We start from the raw sequence: 16,165 nt of genomic DNA on the forward strand, positions 1-16,165 counted from the left end.
GGCCGGACCGGCGAAACGGCCCGGTTTGGGGCCCAAATCCGGTAAAATGCCGGACATCGCGGCATAAATACCTCACATGGCTGGGCAAAAAGCGTCCGGCGTTAACGAAGTTTACCTTTTGTTTACCAGGACATCCGAAGGTTAACGCTGGCGGCGCATATGGCGCTTTGGCTGCCGGCGCGTGAGCTGTGGCGGGTGATGTCACCTCCAGCGAACGCTTTGAAGGGGAGAGGCTTCTTCTGCTGAAGACCAGCACCCGGCCCGGCACCGAGACGTCATGTTCGCCAGGATCCGCGCGATGTCGCGGGCAAACTGTTGACGAGCTCGTGCAATGGATGGAGCAGGAAGCCTCACCCGGTCGCTTTTCAGATCGCTGAGGCCCCAAGCTGACCTGAAGGCGGCCGCTGTCGGAGCGGTCGTGCTTCTGCGCGAGTGGGTGCAAGAGAAGCTCGACGCCAGGCGCGAGCAGAAGCGCGCTGCCGCCAAGATCAAGACTAAAGCCAGGGCCAAGGTCGTCGTCGAGCGCGAGCCGCCGCCGCGCGTGGTCGCGCTGGTCGAGCGCTATGCGCCGCGCCGGGTCGGGATCACCATGACCGTGCTGCTGCTGCTCGGAAGCTGCGGCTTCGGCATCGTCAAGGGCGGCCATCTCCAGGACTTCATCACGGCGGTCAGCGACGCCCGCAACGCCATGGCCAATTCCGCCGGCTTCCGGATCACCTCCGTGGTGATCAACGGCCGCAAGCAGCTCACCCAGGACGAGATCCTCGCCATCGGCGGCGTCAGCGGCCGCTCCTCGCTGCTGTTCCTCGATGCGGACGCCGTGCGCGACAAGCTCAAGGCCAATCCCTGGATTGCGGATGCGACCGTGCTGAAGCTCTATCCGGGCCAGCTGATGATCGAGCTCACCGAGCGCAAGGCGTTCGCGCTGTGGCAGGAGGCCGGCCGCCTCTCCGTCATCGCCGACGACGGCGCCGTGCTCGAGCCTTACGTCTCGCGCCGCTTCCTGTCGCTGCCGCTCGTGGTCGGCAAGGGCGCCGACACCCAGGCCCGCGATTTCCTGGCGCTGCTGGCGCGCTATCCGCAGGTCAATGCGGTGACCAAGGCCGCGGTCTATGTCGGCGAGCGGCGCTGGAACCTGAGGCTGAAGGACGGCCTCGACATCCGCCTGCCCGAGCAGGACGTCGGCAACGCGCTCGCGATGCTGTCCAGGCTCGACAAGGAAGACAAGCTGTTCTCCCGCGACATCGTCGCCGTCGACATGCGCCTGCCGGATCGCCTGGTGGTGCAGCTGTCCGACGACGCCGCCAAGGCGCGCGAAGAGCAGTTCAAGGACAAGAAGAAAAAGAAGGCCGGGGACGCTGCATGACCGGTCTTGATCGCACCCAGACGCCGAAGACGCGCCAGATGCCGCACAAGCGCGGCGGCCTGGTCGCCTGTCTCGACATCGGCACCAGCAAGATCGCCTGCATGATCGCGCGGCTGAAGCCGTCGGCGCCGAGCGATGCCTTGCGCGGCCGCACCCACGCGGTGGAATTGATCGGCTACAGCCAGATCCAGTCGCGCGGTATGAAGGCCGGCGCGGTGGTCGATCTTACGGAATGCGAGCAGGCGGTCCGCCAGGCCGTCGCGCTGGCGGAGAAGATGGCCAAGGTGCGGGTCGAGTCCGTGCTGCTCTCGGTGTCCGGCGGCCGGCTCTCCGGACAGCTGGTCGAAGCCGCCGCCGACATCCGCGGCGGCGCCGTGACGCCCGCCGACGTCAGCCGCGTCACCTCCACCGGCATGCGCCACGCGACCGGCGAGGGCCGCACCGTGCTGCACGCGCTGCCGGTCGGTTACACACTCGACGGCGTCAAGGGCATCCGCGATCCCCGCGGCATGGTCGCGCACCAGTTCGGCGTCGACATGAACGTCGTCACTTGCGATGCCACCGTGGCGCGGAACCTGATGCTCGCGGTGGAACGCTGCCACATCAATGTCGAAGCCATGGCGGCGAGCCCTTATGTCGCCGGCTTGTCGGTTTTGACCGACGACGAGGCCGATCTCGGCGCGGCCGTCGTCGAAATGGGCGCGGGCACCACGACGATCGCGGTGTATTCCGGCGGCCGTTTCGTGTATGCGGCGGGTTTTGCGGTCGGCGGGCAACACATCACGATGGATCTCGCGCGTGGACTCTCCGCGACCATTGCCGATGCCGAGCGAATCAAGACTTTATACGGGACGGTCATCACCGGTGGATCGGACTCGCGTGAGCTGATGTCTGTACCGACAGCCGGTGACGAGCAGGATCTGCCGCAGATCGTCTCCCGCGCCACTATCGCCAACATCGTCAAGCACCGTGCCGAGGAAATCTTCGAAATGGTCCGGGACCGGCTGAAGGATTCGCCCTTCGCGTCAGAGCCCAACGGCCGCGTCGTGCTCTCGGGCGGTGCCTCGCAACTGACCGGTCTCGTCGAACTCGGAACACAAATTCTCGGCCGGCCCGTGCGGGTCGGACGTCCCCTCGGCTTCGGCCGGCTGCCCAACGAGGCGAAGAACGCCGCGTTCGCGGTGCCGGCCGGACTCCTCGTCTACCCGCAATATGTTCACCAGGAACATGTCGAACCGCGGCATACGCGGCAGCAGGTCAGAACAGGGACCGGCGGTTATTTTGGAAAGGTTGGACGATGGCTACGCGAGGGCTTCTGATGACTCCTTTCCGCAATCTCCCATTTTCACCAACTCCCGCGGCCGCCGGCCGGGGCGAACCCACGCGCGCGTGATCGAGAGGCAACCATGACCATCAGCATCAATGTTCCTGATATTCACGAACTGAAGCCCCGGATCACCGTGTTCGGCGTCGGCGGCGCCGGCGGCAACGCCGTCAACAACATGATCACGGCGGGCCTGCAGGGCGTCGACTTCGTGGTCGCCAACACCGACGCGCAGGCGCTGACGATGTCGAAGGCGCAGCGCATCGTGCAGATGGGCACGGCGGTTACGCAAGGCCTCGGCGCAGGTTCGCAGCCGAATGTCGGCGCCGCGGCGGCGGAAGAGGTGATCGACGAGCTGCGCGACCATCTCTCGGGCGCCAACATGGTGTTCGTCACCGCCGGCATGGGCGGCGGCACCGGCACCGGCGCTGCACCCGTCATCGCCAAGACCGCGCGCGACATGGGCATCCTCACCGTCGGCGTCGTGACCAAGCCGTTCCACTTCGAAGGCGGCCGCCGCATGCGCACCGCTGAAGCCGGCATCAACGAGCTGCACAAGGTCGTCGATACGCTCCTGATCATCCCGAACCAGAACCTGTTCCGGGTCGCCAACGAGAAGACCACCTTCGCCGACGCCTTCGCGATGGCCGACCAGGTGCTCTATTCGGGCGTTGCCTGCATCACCGACCTGATGGTCAAGGAAGGCCTGATCAACCTCGACTTCGCCGACGTCCGCGCCGTGATGCGTGAGATGGGCAAGGCGATGATGGGCACCGGCGAAGCCTCCGGCGACAAGCGCGCGTTGACCGCCGCGGAAGCTGCGATCGCCAACCCGCTGATCGACGACTCGTCGATGAAGGGCGCCAAGGGCCTCCTGATCTCCATCACCGGCGGCAAGGACCTCACGCTGTTCGAGGTCGACGAGGCCGCGACCCGCATCCGCGAGGAAGTCGACCAGGACGCCAACATCATCGTCGGCGCCACCTTCGACGAAGCCCTCGACGGCCTGATCCGGGTCTCGGTCGTTGCCACCGGCATCGAGCAGGCCGCAATCGCCCGCAACAGCCAGGCGACCTCCGCGCCGGTCGCGAACGCGGCGCCGCAGGTGCAGCAGGCTCCTGCTGCCCCCGCCGCCGTTGCCGAGAGCCGTCTCGCCGACCTGACCGCGCGCCTGCGCGCTGACAATCAGCGCCTGGCCGAGCGCGCCCAGAAGCTGGAAGCCCAGGTCCCGGCGACCGCTCCGGCCCCGGCTGCTCCGGTCGCGCCGCGCCCGAACGTCGAGCGCGCGGCGCTCGCCGCCATCGCGGCTGCCGTTGCGGAAGTCCCTCAGGCTCCCGCGCCGCAGACCTATGGCGACGTCACCGTGCGTCCGATCGCGCAGAAGCCGACCCTGTTTCCGGAGCCTGACATGGCCCCGGTCGCGATGCAGGAGCCGATGATGCCGGAAAACTTCATCCCGCCGCAGGCCGAGCGCCCGCCGGTCCGCGCGCCGCGGATGCCGCGAATCGAGGAGCTGCCGATGCCGGCCCAGGCCGAGCTTCGCCAGGCCCGCGGCGAGGTCGAGGAAGAGACCCCGCAGAAGACCCGCCTGTCGCTGCTGCAGCGCCTCGCCAATGTCGGCCTCGGCCGCCGCGACGAGGAGAGCGAACCGCCGGTCGCCGCCCGCACCGCCGGCCCGGCCATGCCGCCGCTGCCCGATCGCCGGCCACAGAAGAGCGTGGCGCAGCAGATCGCGGCCAGCGAGCCGGTATCGGAGTATGCCCGCCGTCCCGCGCCGCAGGGGCTCGACATGCATGGCCGCCCCGCACCTGTTGCGCCGGCGCCACAGGGTGACGACCATCTTGATATCCCGGCCTTCCTGCGGCGGCAGGCGACCTGAGGATTGTTACAATAAGGCAGACGAAAAAAGGTCCCGGCGACAAGCTTGCCGGGACCTTTCCTTTTCTCCCGGGAGTACCCGGATTGCACGGTCAAGCATCTGATTTTAAATCATTAATTATGTATTCGGTGGTTCAGTAAAATCGCCGGCAGCGGCCCAAAACCCCGGCGCAATTTGGTTAAGCCTTGGCGCGAATACGGCAGGTTTGGGGTAACAATCGGTAAAAAACCGTGAGTTGGCGCTGTTTGAGGCAGCAACTATGGTTTGCCGTGACTTGGGGATACGGATTCGCACGACGGTCTAGGCCGATCGGTCGGGTCGAGTATAAGTCGCAATGGGTCGTAGTGGGGCGGGTTCCTGATGAAATTTAGCCGGCAAACAACGCTTCGTGCGCAAGCCACCGTGGCCGGCGTCGGCGTTCACTCCGGTCTTCCCGTCACTCTCACGCTTGGGCCTGCGCCTATCGACGCAGGTTTTATTTTTGTCCGTACGGGCCTTGAGGGAAGTGACCGCGAAGTTCAGGCGACCGCCGACCAGGTGATCGCGACCGACCTTGCCACCGTCCTCGGCGATCGGAACGGTCCGCTCGTCTCCACCGCCGAGCATGTGCTTGCTGCATTGCGGGGCATGGGCGTGGACAACGCCACGATCGAGCTCGACGGGCCGGAAGTACCGATCATGGACGGCAGCGCCGCAGCGTTCGTTGCCGCCATCGACCAGGCCGGCATCGTCACCCAGTCGGCGCAGCGCCGCTTCATCCAGGTTTTGAAGCCGGTCTCGGTCAAGATCGGCGACTCCTTCGGCGAAATCCGGCCCTATGCCAACGGGTTCCGCGCCGAGGTCGAGATCGACTTCACCAATCCCGTCATCGGTCAGCAAAGCTACGCCTTCGACCTCAATCCGGAGCGCTTCCGCCGCGAAGTCGGCCGTGCCCGGACCTTCGGTCTGATGTGCGACGTGGCCCGGCTCTGGAGCGCGGGCTATGCCCTCGGCGCCTCCTTCGACAACACCATCGTGTTCGACGAGGAGCGGCTGCTCAACACCGAGGGCCTGCGCTACGCCGACGAATGTGCCCGTCACAAGGTGCTGGACGTGATCGGCGACCTCGCGCTGGCCGGCCTGCCGCTGCTCGGCGCCTACCGTTCGGTCCGCGGTGGCCACAAGCTCAACCACGCCGTCCTGACCGCGCTGCTGGCCGACCGTACCGCCTGGCGCGTGGTCGAGGGCGAGGCGGTGCGTCGCACCACCCGTCCGGTGGGCGAAGTCGGTCGCGGCATTGTCGGCGGCCGGATCGCCGCCGCCTACGGGCCGGACGTGTCCTGAAGGGACCTGCTGTCGCCGGCCTTCGACGGCTTGCCCCGTGGAAACTCCTGGTAACCATGATCGGCTAGCATTGCGGCGAGTTCGCCTTAATCCGGGCGAAATGCCTGCCTATCCGGTTGGTTAGGATCGTTTTTGGATACATCGGCGTGGTCGCATGGCAGGCACCACGGCACCATTTCGCGCTCATGGCGGGGTTCATGGGCTGGCGGGCACCGCATCACAGGGCGTCAGGGCAAAACTCATGTCGGCACAGCGTATGACGCGCGGATCTCTTTCGATTTCGCCTAAGGCCTCGATTGCCGCCCGTGGGCTGCTTCAGGCTGCCACCTTTGTCCTGCTGGCGCTGCCGCTGGCCGGCTGCGGCACCGGCGATCTCTGGGACAAGTTCACCGCCAAGGACGACACCTTCGTCGAGGAGCCTGCCGACAAGATCTACAATGAGGGCCTGTACCTCATGAACGAGAAGAAGGACATGAAGGCGGCGAACAAGAAGTTCGAGGAGGTCGATCGCCAGCATCCCTATTCCGACTGGGCCCGCAAATCGCTGCTGATGTCGGCCTACGCCTCCTACCAGGGCGGCGACTATGACGGCTGCATTGGCGCTGCCACCCGCTACGTCACGCTGCATCCCGGTAGCCCGGATGCAGCCTATGCGCAGTACCTGATCGCCGCCTCGCACTACGACCAGATCCCCGACATCAGCCGCGACCAGACCCGCACCGAGAAGGCGATCGCCTCGCTGGAAGAGGTGATACGCAAATATCCGACGTCCGAATATGCGACCTCCGCCAAGGCCAAGATCGAGGGCGCTCGCGACCAGCTCGCCGGCAAGGAAATGAATGTCGGCCGCTACTACGCGCAGAAGCGCGACTACACCGCCGCGATCAACCGCTACAAGGCCGTCGTCACCCAGTACCAGACCACGCGCCATGTCGAGGAGGCGCTCTACCGGCTGACCGAAGCTTACATGGCGATCGGCATCGTCGGCGAGGCGCAGACCGCCGCCGCCGTGCTTGGCCACAATTTTCCTGACAGCCGCTGGTACAAGGACGCCTATAATCTTGTAAAATCGGGTGGTCTCGAGCCGAGCGAGAATCAGGGGTCCTGGATCAGCAAGACCTTCAAGAAGATGGGCCTCGGCTAGGAAATTTTGGGGTTCCATGCTGGCGCGTCTGTCGATCCGTGACATCGTCCTGATCGAACGGCTCGATATCGAATTCGCCACCGGCCTTGCGGTTTTGACCGGCGAGACCGGGGCGGGCAAATCCATCCTGCTCGATGCCTTTGCGCTGGCGCTCGGCGGCCGCGGCGATGCCGGCCTCGTGCGCCACGGCGCGGAGCAGGGGCAGGTCACCGCCGTCTTCGATATCCCGAAGAATCACCCCGCGGCGAAGATCCTCGCCGAGAACGGACTCGACGACACCGGAGAGATGATTCTCCGCCGCGTGCAGCTCGCCGACGGCCGTACCCGCGCCTTCATCAACGACCAGTCGATCAGCGTGCAGACGCTGAAGGCCGTCGGCGCCGCGCTGGTCGAGATCCACGGCCAGCATGACGAGCGCGCGCTGGTCGATGCCGCCACGCACCGCCGCCTGCTCGATGCCTTCGCAGGCCTTGAAAAGGACGTCGCGGCCGTCGAGGAGCTCTGGGACGCCCGCCGCACCGCCAACACGGCTTTGGAAGAGCATCGCGCCGGCATGGAGCGCGCTGCGCGCGAGGCCGACTATCTGCGCCACGCCTCCGACGAGCTGAAGCAGCTCGCGCCCAAGGAGGGCGAGGAGACCTCTCTGGCCCAGCGCCGCACCACGATGATGCAGGGCGAGAAGATCGCCTCCGATCTGCGCGAGGCGCAGGAGGCGGTCGGCGGCAATCATTCGCCGGTTGCGGCGCTGTCGGCGGCGGTGCGCCGGCTGGAGCGCCGCGGCGTCAACTCGCCGGCGCTGGTCGAGCCCGCGGTGAAGGCGATCGACGCCGCGATCAACGCGCTGGAGGAAGCCGACCAGCATCTGCTGGCCGCGCTTGCCGCAACCGATTTCGACCCGGCCGAGCTCGAACGCATCGAGGAGCGGCTGTTCGCGCTGCGCGCCGCCTCCCGCAAATATTCGACCCCGGTCGACCAGCTCGCGGCGCTTGCCGCCAAATACGCTGCCGACGTCGTGCTGATCGACGCGGGCGCTTCGCGGTTGAAGAAGCTCGAGCAGGCCGCGATCGAGGCAGATGGCCGCTATGCCGCCGCCGCCAAGAAGCTGTCGCTGGCGCGGCAGAAATCGGCGGAAAAGCTCAACAAGGCCGTCAATGCGGAGCTTGCCCCGCTCAAGCTCGAACGCGCCAAGTTCATGACCCAGGTCGCGACCGACGAGGCCGCGCCGGGCCCGCAGGGCTTTGACCGCGTCGAGTTCTGGGTGCAGACCAATCCGGGCACCAAGCCGGGCCCGATGATGAAGGTCGCCTCCGGCGGCGAGCTGTCGCGCTTCCTGCTGGCGCTCAAGGTCGTGCTGTCCGACCGCGGCTCGGCACCGACGCTGGTGTTCGACGAGATCGACACCGGTGTCGGCGGCGCGGTTGCGGATGCCATCGGCGGTCGCCTGGCGCGGCTTGCCGGCAAGGTGCAGGTGATGGCCGTGACCCACGCCCCGCAGGTCGCCGCACGGGCCGACCAGCATCTGCTGATCTCCAAGGACGCCCTCGACAAGGGCAAGCGCGTCGCCACCCGCGTCAACGCGCTCGCCGCCGACCACCGCCGCGAGGAGATCGCCCGCATGCTCGCCGGCGCCGAGATCACGGCCGAGGCGCGGGCGGCGGCGGAACGGCTGCTGAAGGCGGCGACGGCTTAGGCCTCCGTGTCCCGGACGCGCGCAGCGCGAGCCGGGACCCAGAATGCCTCGTCACATAGGCCCCGGCTCTGCAGCGCACCGCTTCGCGCTGCGCTGCGTCCGGGGCACGAGATTTCCACACGCCTTTACCGTGCTACCCGCTCCGTCGTATCCAAGCACCATGGCCAGAGCAGCAAAATCGAAACCGCTTCGCGACGTCGCCGATCTCACCAAGGCGCAGGCCAAGGTCGAGCACATGCGGTTGTCGCTCGAGATCGAGGGACACAACGAGCGCTACTATCAGGAGGACGCGCCCACCGTCACTGACGCCGAGTACGACGCCCTGCGTCAGCGTCTCAACGCGATCGAGAAACGCTTTCCTGAATTCGTCAGCGCAGAGTCGCCGTCGCAGAAGGTCGGCGCGGCGCCGTCCGGGCGCTTCAGGAAGGTGCGGCACTCCGTGCCCATGCTGTCGCTCGACAACGCCTTTGCCGAAGAGGACGTGCGCGACTTCGTCGGCCGCATCGTGCGGTTCCTGAAGCTCGACGACGACAAGATCGATTTCTCCGCCGAGCCCAAGATCGACGGCCTCTCGATGTCGCTGCGCTACGAGGGAGGCGAGCTCGTCACGGCGGCAACGCGCGGCGACGGGGCGGAGGGCGAGGACGTCACCGCCAACATCCGCACCCTCGAAGACGTGCCGCAGAAGCTGAAGGGCCGCAACGTTCCCGACATCTGCGAGGTGCGCGGCGAGGTCTACATGACCAAGAAGGCCTTCCTCGCGCTCAACGAGCGGCAGAAGGCCGCCGGCGACACCATCTTCGCCAATCCGCGCAACTCGGCCGCGGGCTCGCTGCGGCAGAAGGATCCGACCATCACCGCCTCGCGTCCGCTCGGCTTCTTCGCCTATGCCTGGGGCCAGATGAGCGCGATGCCGGAGGATACGCAGAGCGGCATGATCGGCTGGTTCGAGCGCTGCGGCTTCAAGACCAATCCGCTGACCAAGCTGTGCCACTCGGTCGAGGAGCTGCTCGCGTTTCATCACGCGATCGAGGAGCAGCGCGCAAAACTCGACTACGACATCGACGGCGTCGTCTACAAGGTCGACCGCATCGACTGGCAGGAGCGGCTCGGCTTCGTCTCGCGCACGCCGCGCTGGGGCATTGCGCACAAATTCCCGGCCGAGCGCGCCATGACGGTGCTGCGCGACATCGAGATCCAGGTCGGCCGCACCGGCTCGTTCACACCGGTCGGCAAGCTCGAGCCGGTCGGCGTCGGCGGCGTGATCGTGCAGAACGTCACGCTGCACAACGAGGACTACATCAAGGGCATCGGCAACAAGGGCGAAGTGCTGCGCGAGGGGCGCGATATCAGGATCGGCGACACCGTCGTGATCCAGCGCGCCGGCGACGTCATCCCGCAGGTGGTCGACGTCGTCCTCGACAAGCGGCCGAGGAGTGCCAAGGAATTCGAGTTCCCGAAGAAGTGCCCGTGCCCGCTGCACACCGACGTCACGCGCGAGGAGACCGCGGCGGGCGAAGAGGGCTCGCGCGCGCGCTGCACCGGCGAGTTCGCTTGTCCCTATCAGAAGATCGAACACCTCAAGCTGTTCGTCTCGCGCCGCGCCTTCGACATCGATGGTCTCGGCGAGAAGCAGCTCCAGTATTTCTTCGATGAAGGATGGGTCAAGGAGCCCGCCGACGTCTTCACGCTGGAGAAGCGCAATGCGAAGCTCAAGCTCGAGGAGATCGAGGGCTACGGCGCGACCTCGGTGCGCAATCTGTTCGGCGCCATCGAGAGCCGGCGCAAAATCGCGCTGGAGCGTTTCGTCTATGCGCTCGGCATGCGCCATGTCGGGGAGACCACGGCGCTGGCGCTGGCGCGCGGCTACGGTTCATGGGACGCGTTCCATGACGCCTGCCTCAAGGTCGCCAAGGGCGACGAGGAGGCGATGGCGGATATGGATGCGCTCGACCAGATCGGCGACACCGTGATCAAGAGCATCGCCGATTATTTCGGCGAGAGCCACAATCGCGGCATCGTCGAGCGGCTGACCAGGGAGGTCGAGATCGTCGACGCCGAGAAGCCGAAGAGCAACTCGCCCGTCGCCGGCAAGACCGTGGTCTTCACCGGCTCGCTGGAGAAGATGACGCGGGATGAAGCGAAGGCGACCGCGGAGCGTTTAGGTGCGAAAGTGTCGGGCTCGGTATCGAAGAAGACCGATCTCGTCGTCGCCGGCCCCGGCGCAGGCTCGAAGCTCGCGGAGGCCAACAAGCACGGCGTCAAGGTGTTGACGGAAGACGAGTGGCTGAAGCTGATCGGGGAGTGATGCTTTCTTCCGTCATTGCGAGCGCAGCGAAGCAATCCAGAATCTTTCCGCGGTGACAGTCTGGATTGCTTCGCTGCGCTCGCAATGACGGGGAGGGCGGGGTGCCGCCTCTCACATCATCCCGGTCTCTTCCTCCTCCGCCTGCTCGATCAGCGCCTCGCTCACCACCACCTCGCGGCGCGGGACGACGAAGATCATCGTGCAGGCGCAGAGCAGCGAGATCGCGAGCACCGCGGAGGTCAGCGGCAGCGTCGTCGTCGAGTGGCCGCCGAGATAGGCGCCGAATTGCGACATCAGCGCGCCGAGGCCCTGTTGCAGAAAGCCCATCGCGCCCGACGCCGTGCCGGCGGCCTCGGGGCGGACGCTGATGGCGCCGGCCGCGGAATTTGCCATCACGATGGCGTTGCCGGCCATCACGATCATCTGGGTGCCGAACAGCCAGAGCGGGGCCGCGTTCAGTCCCGTCAAGCTCCAGAGCAGGTTCAAGATGCTGCCGCCGAGCTGCAGCGCCAGCCCGAACCAGATCAGCTTCTCCAGCGAGTGACGCGGCGCAAAGCGCACGCAGAGCAGATTGCCGACGAGAAAGGCGAGGCTGCTGGTGGCAAACCACGCGCCATATTCGACGGTGGTGCGGCCCATCTGCGTCACCACGATGTACGGACCGCCGCCGGCGAAGGTGAAGATGATCTGCGAGGCCAGCACCTGGCACAGCACGTAGCCGACGAAGGCGCGGTTCCTGATCAGGCTGCCGACATCGCCGCGAAAGCCGCTGCCGGCGGCACGGTCGCGGCGCGTCTCCGGCAGCGCGAGCGCGATGCCGATCGCGACCGCAAGAGAGCCTGCGGTAATCGCGTAGAAGATCGCGCGCCAGCCGAACGCGGTCTCGATCAGGCCGCCGGTCAGCGGCGAGAGCATCTGCGCGATCATCATGACGGCGATGACGAGGCTGATCATGGCGCCGACGCGCTCGCGCTCATAGAGATCGCGGATGATGGCACGGCTCACCACCATGCCGGTCGCCCCGCCGAGCGCCTGGAAGAAACGTGCAGCGATCAGTTGCGGCAGGCTCCCGGCGAAGACACAGCCGATGCTCGCCGTGACCATCAGCGCGAGTCCTGCGAGCAGCACCGGGCGCCGCCCGAATTTGTCGGACAGCGGGCCCATGATCAGTTGCGAGCAGGCGATGCCGACCATGTACAGCGATACCGTCATCTGCGCGATCGAGATGTCGCTGCCGAAATTCGTCGCCAGCACGGGGAGCGCCGGAACCAGCATGTAGAGCGAGATCGGCGCGACGCCCGTCATGCAGACGAGCAACAGCAGCATCACGCGCGAGCTCGCGATGTTTTTCGTTGCCGCGTCCGGCGGCCTGCTGATCATGCCGTGCATAACTGTCCGTCTTTCGAAGTCGAATCGACTGTAGCCTGCTCACGCAAGACGGATATCGACGTTTCGGAATGCGGCTATTCGGATTTCGGGACTGTTATAATAACAGTGCGAGGGAAGCCGTTGTTTTACGGAGAAGCTGCACAAGGAGTGTGCCAAGGCCACCGGGATTGCGGACGAAAGTGGCCAAGCGTTGCGCTGGTCGCGTAGCGCTATGCGCGCTACGCCTTCAGCTCCGCCGTCGCCTGATCGAGCCAGGCCCCGGTCGCCTCGTCCAGCGCCGGCCGCACCTCGGCCCTTACGCGCGCGTGGTAGGCGTTGAGCCAGTCGAGCTCGTCCTTGTTCAGCATCGCGGCGTCTATCAGCCGGCGGTCGATCGGCGCCAGCGTCAGCGTCTCGAAGGCGTTCATCGCCTTCTCGGCACCCTTGATCTCGGCGGCGACGACGAGCTCGAGGTTCTCGATGCGGATGCCGAAACCGTCGGTCTTGTAGTAGCCGGGCTCGTTGGAGAGGATCATGCCGCGCTTCAGCGGCGTGGTGCCGAGCTTCGAGATCCGGGCCGGCCCCTCATGCACCGAGAGATAGCTGCCGACGCCGTGGCCGGTGCCGTGCTCGAAATCGACGCCGGCGGCCCAGAGATATTGCCGCGCCAGCGTGTCGAGCTGCGCCCCAGTGGTGCCGTCGGGGAAGATCGCACGTGCGATCGCGATGTGGCCGCGCAGCACGCGGGTGAAGCGGTCGCGCATCTCGGCAGTCGGCTCGCCGACCGCCATGGTGCGCGTGACGTCGGTGGTGCCGTCCTCATATTGCGCGCCGGAATCGATCAGCAGCAGATCGCCGGGCGCGATGCGCCGGTTGCTCTTGCGGGTGACGCGGTAATGCACGATGGCGCCGTTCGGCCCCGTTCCAGAGATGGTCGGGAACGAGACGTCCTTGAGCGCGCCAGTGTCGCGGCGGAATGTTTCGAGCGCCTCGACCGCGTCGATCTCGGTGAGCTTGCCACTTGGTGCCTCGCGATCGATCCACGCCAGGAAGCGCGCCAACGCCACGGCGTCGCGCACATGGGCCGTCTTGGTGCCCTTGATCTCGGTCGCGTTCTTGACTGCCTTGAGCAATGCAATTGGATCGCTGCCGCGAACCGGCTTGCCGCCGGCGCCCGCGATCAGCCGGCTCAGCGCGTCGGCGGCGGTGGCGTTGTCGAGCGCGATCGCGGCGCCGCTCTTGGCCAGCGCCATCAGCGTCGGCGCCATCGCATCGGGTTCGCGCACGTCGGCGGATTGTTCGAGATGGTCGCGCGAGAGGTTGGAGAGTTTGCGGTGGTCGATGAAGATCGTGGGACGGCCGTCCTTGGGCACCAGCGCGTAGGACAGCGGCAGCGGCGTGTGTGCGACGTCGGCACCGCGGATGTTGAAGGTCCAGGCCACGGCATGGCTGTCCGACAGCACCAGCGCATCGGCACCGAGCTTGGCGATCTCGTCCCTGATCTGCGTCAGCTTCTCGGCCTCGGTGACGCCGGCATGCTGGAGGCTGTGCACGGCAACCGGAGCCAGCGGCGGCTGCGGCCGGTCCTGCCAGATCGCATCGACCGGATTGCCGTCGACGGCGACGAACTCGGCGCCGGCCTTGGCGCAGGCGGCGGCCAAGCGCTCGGTTGCCGAAAAAGTGTGCAGCCACGGATCAAATCCGAGGCGATCGCCCGCCTTCAGATGGGCCGTCACCCAGCTTTCCGGCGGCGGATCGATCAGCGATTCCACCGCCCAGGCCTTGCCATCGACCTGCTTAGCCGCCTGCAGCGTATAGCGGCCATCGACGAACAAGGCGGCCTCGCGGGTCAGCACCACCGCAAAGCCCGCCGAACCGGTGAAGCCGGTCAGCCAGGCCAGCCGCTCTTCCGACGGAGGCACATATTCGTTCTGCTGCTGATCGGCGCGCGGAATGACGAAGCCGGTCAGCTTGCGGCGGGCGAGTTCTTCGCGGAGTGCGGCAAGGCGCGCCGTCAACGCGACGCCGGCCTCAGGCTCCTCGAATGTCTGGAAGTGCGCTTCGAACATGTGGATCACTCTAGGATCATGGGCATCGGTCCGCAATCTAGACGCATTTCCATCGCATCTGGCATGGACTGTGCTTGAAAATGTTCCATTCGAATGAGTGGAGTAAAGGATGCGGCAGTTGCGCTTCGTCCGGATGACAGGGAAATTCGAGCAAGTGGTTCATCTCAACGGCGAGGGGACACACGATGCCAGCGTTCACGTTTGAGAAGATCTCGCCGCCGGCGCGCCGCACCCCGGCCGCAACGGCACCGAAGAAGCCGCGCGGCCTCATCAGCCAGATGATCGACCGTTTCGCCGAGCGCCGTGCAAGGCGCGCCTTGCAGGGCAAGCGCGCCGTGCGCCGGGACGAGAAGCCGGCGGAGTAGCGCGGCAACGGGAATGTCGTAGGGTGGGCAAAGGCGCTCTTGCGCCGTGCCCACCATCTTCCATGATTATCGATCGTTATGGTGGGCACGCTTCGCTTTGCCCACCCTACGGCACCTCGTTTTACCCCACCTTCCGCAACAACAGACTGCTCCACCCCTCGATCCGCAGGTGCCGCAGTGGCACGAGCCCGCGCGCGCGATAGGCGGCGATCACGGCGGGGGCCTGATGCGTCAACAGGCCGGAGAGGATGACACGGGCGCCGGGCGCAAGGTGCCGCGCCATCGGGCTCGCCAGCTGCCGCAGCGGGTTGGCGAGAATGTTGGCCAGCACCAGGTCGAACGGCCCGGCCCGGGCAAAATCCGGCGCGGCGAAGCCGGTGGCGCGGATCACCCGCACATGGTGACCCACTTCATTCAGCCGGCCGTTCTCGGCCGCCACCCGGACCGAGGGCGGGTCGATGTCGGAGGCCAGCACCGCGCGATGCAGCGCCTTGGCCGCCGCGATGGCCAGCACGCCGGTTCCGGTGCCGAGGTCGAGCACGTTGCGCGGAAGGGAACTCTTCAGGACATGGTCAAGCAGGAGTAAACAGCCGCGCGTGGTGCCGTGATGGCCGGTGCCGAAGGCGAGCGCCGCCTCGATCTCGATCTTGAGCTTGTTCGGCGCCACGCGATCGCGGTCATGACTGCCGTGCACGACGAAGCGCCCGGCCGGCACCGGGACCAGATCCTCCAGGCTCGCCTTGACCCAGTCCTTGGCCTCGACGGTGTCGAAGACAAGTGTGTCGGCAATCTCATTTCCTGCTGAAGTAGCAATGAGTTCGCGCAGCCAGACCTGGTCCGGCGCCTCAGCGAAATGCAGCGTGACGTCCCATTGGCCGTCCGGCCGTTCGAACGCGGCAACCGCTGCGTCGCCCTCGAAAAACATCTCGGTGAGCACATCGACGACGCGCCTTGCGGCGGCTTCGGTACCGATCGAGAAGCTGGCGCGATGGGTGGGGGAAGGCTGCATTCTCAGGGTTCCATCGGCTCAATTTTGGGAACTTTTGCGCTCAATTTTCCGCATAAGTTGAATCTCGGGATTAACTGGACCGAAGGTCGCACCCCGTAGATTTGCGGCTGTTGGGGTTGGCCAACACAGCTTGAAATTGAAACGGAGGCACGTCTTGAAGCGCATGGTTTTGAAGTTCTGGTCCGACGAATCCGGTGCGACCGCAATCGAATACGGCCTGATCGCGGCCGGCATCGCGCTGGCGATCATCACCGTGGTGAACAGCCTGGGCAGCACGATGAACGACAAGTTCGGTTCGATTAGCACCTCCTTGAAGTAAT

At 66.1% G+C, this 16,165-nt stretch carries 12 protein-coding genes; 9 read left to right on the forward strand and 3 right to left on the reverse strand.

Going from position 1 to position 16,165, the window contains the following annotated elements:
- The first annotated feature begins 331 nt into the window (after positions 1-331).
- The 7 genes from N2603_RS12420 to ligA all read left to right on the forward strand — a co-directional run bounded on the left by N2603_RS12420 (position 332) and on the right by ligA (position 11,034).
- Complete coding sequence (locus tag N2603_RS12420; protein WP_260388983.1) at positions 332-1,366, forward strand: cell division protein FtsQ/DivIB; 1,035 nt, start codon at positions 332-334, stop codon at positions 1,364-1,366.
- Positions 1,363-2,685 carry a cell division protein FtsA gene (gene ftsA / locus N2603_RS12425; RefSeq protein WP_260388984.1) on the forward strand — a complete coding sequence of 441 codons (1,323 nt, stop codon included), beginning with the start codon at positions 1,363-1,365 and terminating at the stop codon, positions 2,683-2,685. Before N2603_RS12420 ends, ftsA begins: the two co-directional genes overlap by 4 nt.
- 87 nt (positions 2,686-2,772) lie before the next feature.
- Positions 2,773-4,569 carry a cell division protein FtsZ gene (gene ftsZ / locus N2603_RS12430; protein ID WP_260388985.1) on the forward strand — a complete coding sequence of 599 codons (1,797 nt, stop codon included), beginning with the start codon at positions 2,773-2,775 and terminating at the stop codon, positions 4,567-4,569.
- 360 nt (positions 4,570-4,929) lie between these two features.
- On the forward strand, positions 4,930-5,892 hold the full coding sequence (lpxC, locus tag N2603_RS12435) for a UDP-3-O-acyl-N-acetylglucosamine deacetylase (RefSeq protein WP_018640930.1): 963 nt from the start codon (positions 4,930-4,932) through the stop codon (positions 5,890-5,892).
- Between the two features lie 241 nt (positions 5,893-6,133).
- A complete protein-coding gene (locus N2603_RS12440; protein WP_260388986.1) occupies positions 6,134-7,036 on the forward strand; it encodes an outer membrane protein assembly factor BamD in 903 nt (300 codons plus the stop codon).
- 16 nt (positions 7,037-7,052) lie between these two features.
- Positions 7,053-8,726 carry a DNA repair protein RecN gene (gene recN / locus N2603_RS12445; RefSeq protein WP_018640929.1) on the forward strand — a complete coding sequence of 558 codons (1,674 nt, stop codon included), beginning with the start codon at positions 7,053-7,055 and terminating at the stop codon, positions 8,724-8,726.
- Positions 8,727-8,886: 160 nt separating this feature from the next.
- Positions 8,887-11,034, forward strand: coding sequence for an NAD-dependent DNA ligase LigA (gene ligA, locus N2603_RS12450; RefSeq protein ID WP_260388987.1), 2,148 nt, complete (start codon positions 8,887-8,889; stop codon positions 11,032-11,034).
- Between the two features lie 111 nt (positions 11,035-11,145).
- Here the strand turns inward: ligA and N2603_RS12455 are convergent, their stop codons facing one another.
- On the reverse strand, positions 11,146-12,423 hold the full coding sequence (locus tag N2603_RS12455) for a multidrug effflux MFS transporter (protein ID WP_260388989.1): 1,278 nt from the start codon (positions 12,421-12,423) through the stop codon (positions 11,146-11,148).
- A gap of 218 nt (positions 12,424-12,641) precedes the next feature.
- Positions 12,642-14,471 carry an aminopeptidase P family protein gene (locus tag N2603_RS12460; protein WP_260388990.1) on the reverse strand — a complete coding sequence of 610 codons (1,830 nt, stop codon included), beginning with the start codon at positions 14,469-14,471 and terminating at the stop codon, positions 12,642-12,644.
- Between the two features lie 185 nt (positions 14,472-14,656).
- Here N2603_RS12460 and N2603_RS12465 point away from each other — a divergent pair, with 185 nt between their 5' ends.
- On the forward strand, positions 14,657-14,836 hold the full coding sequence (locus N2603_RS12465; protein WP_018640925.1) for a hypothetical protein: 180 nt from the start codon (positions 14,657-14,659) through the stop codon (positions 14,834-14,836).
- A 121-nt stretch (positions 14,837-14,957) separates the two neighbouring features.
- Here N2603_RS12465 and N2603_RS12470 read toward each other — a convergent pair whose 3' ends face one another.
- Positions 14,958-15,845 (reverse strand): 50S ribosomal protein L11 methyltransferase, encoded by an 888-nt coding sequence (locus tag N2603_RS12470; RefSeq protein ID WP_260388991.1) that lies wholly within the window; start codon positions 15,843-15,845, stop codon positions 14,958-14,960.
- A 163-nt stretch (positions 15,846-16,008) separates the two neighbouring features.
- On the opposite strand from N2603_RS12470, the gene N2603_RS12475 reads away from it, so the two are divergent.
- Positions 16,009-16,164, forward strand: a complete 156-nt coding sequence (locus tag N2603_RS12475) for a Flp family type IVb pilin (protein WP_129272625.1) — start codon at positions 16,009-16,011, stop codon at positions 16,162-16,164.
- The last annotated feature ends 1 nt before the right edge of the window (position 16,165 follow it).

The sequence above is a fragment of the Bradyrhizobium huanghuaihaiense genome (assembly GCF_025200885.1).
Lineage (GTDB): Bacteria > Pseudomonadota > Alphaproteobacteria > Rhizobiales > Xanthobacteraceae > Bradyrhizobium > Bradyrhizobium huanghuaihaiense.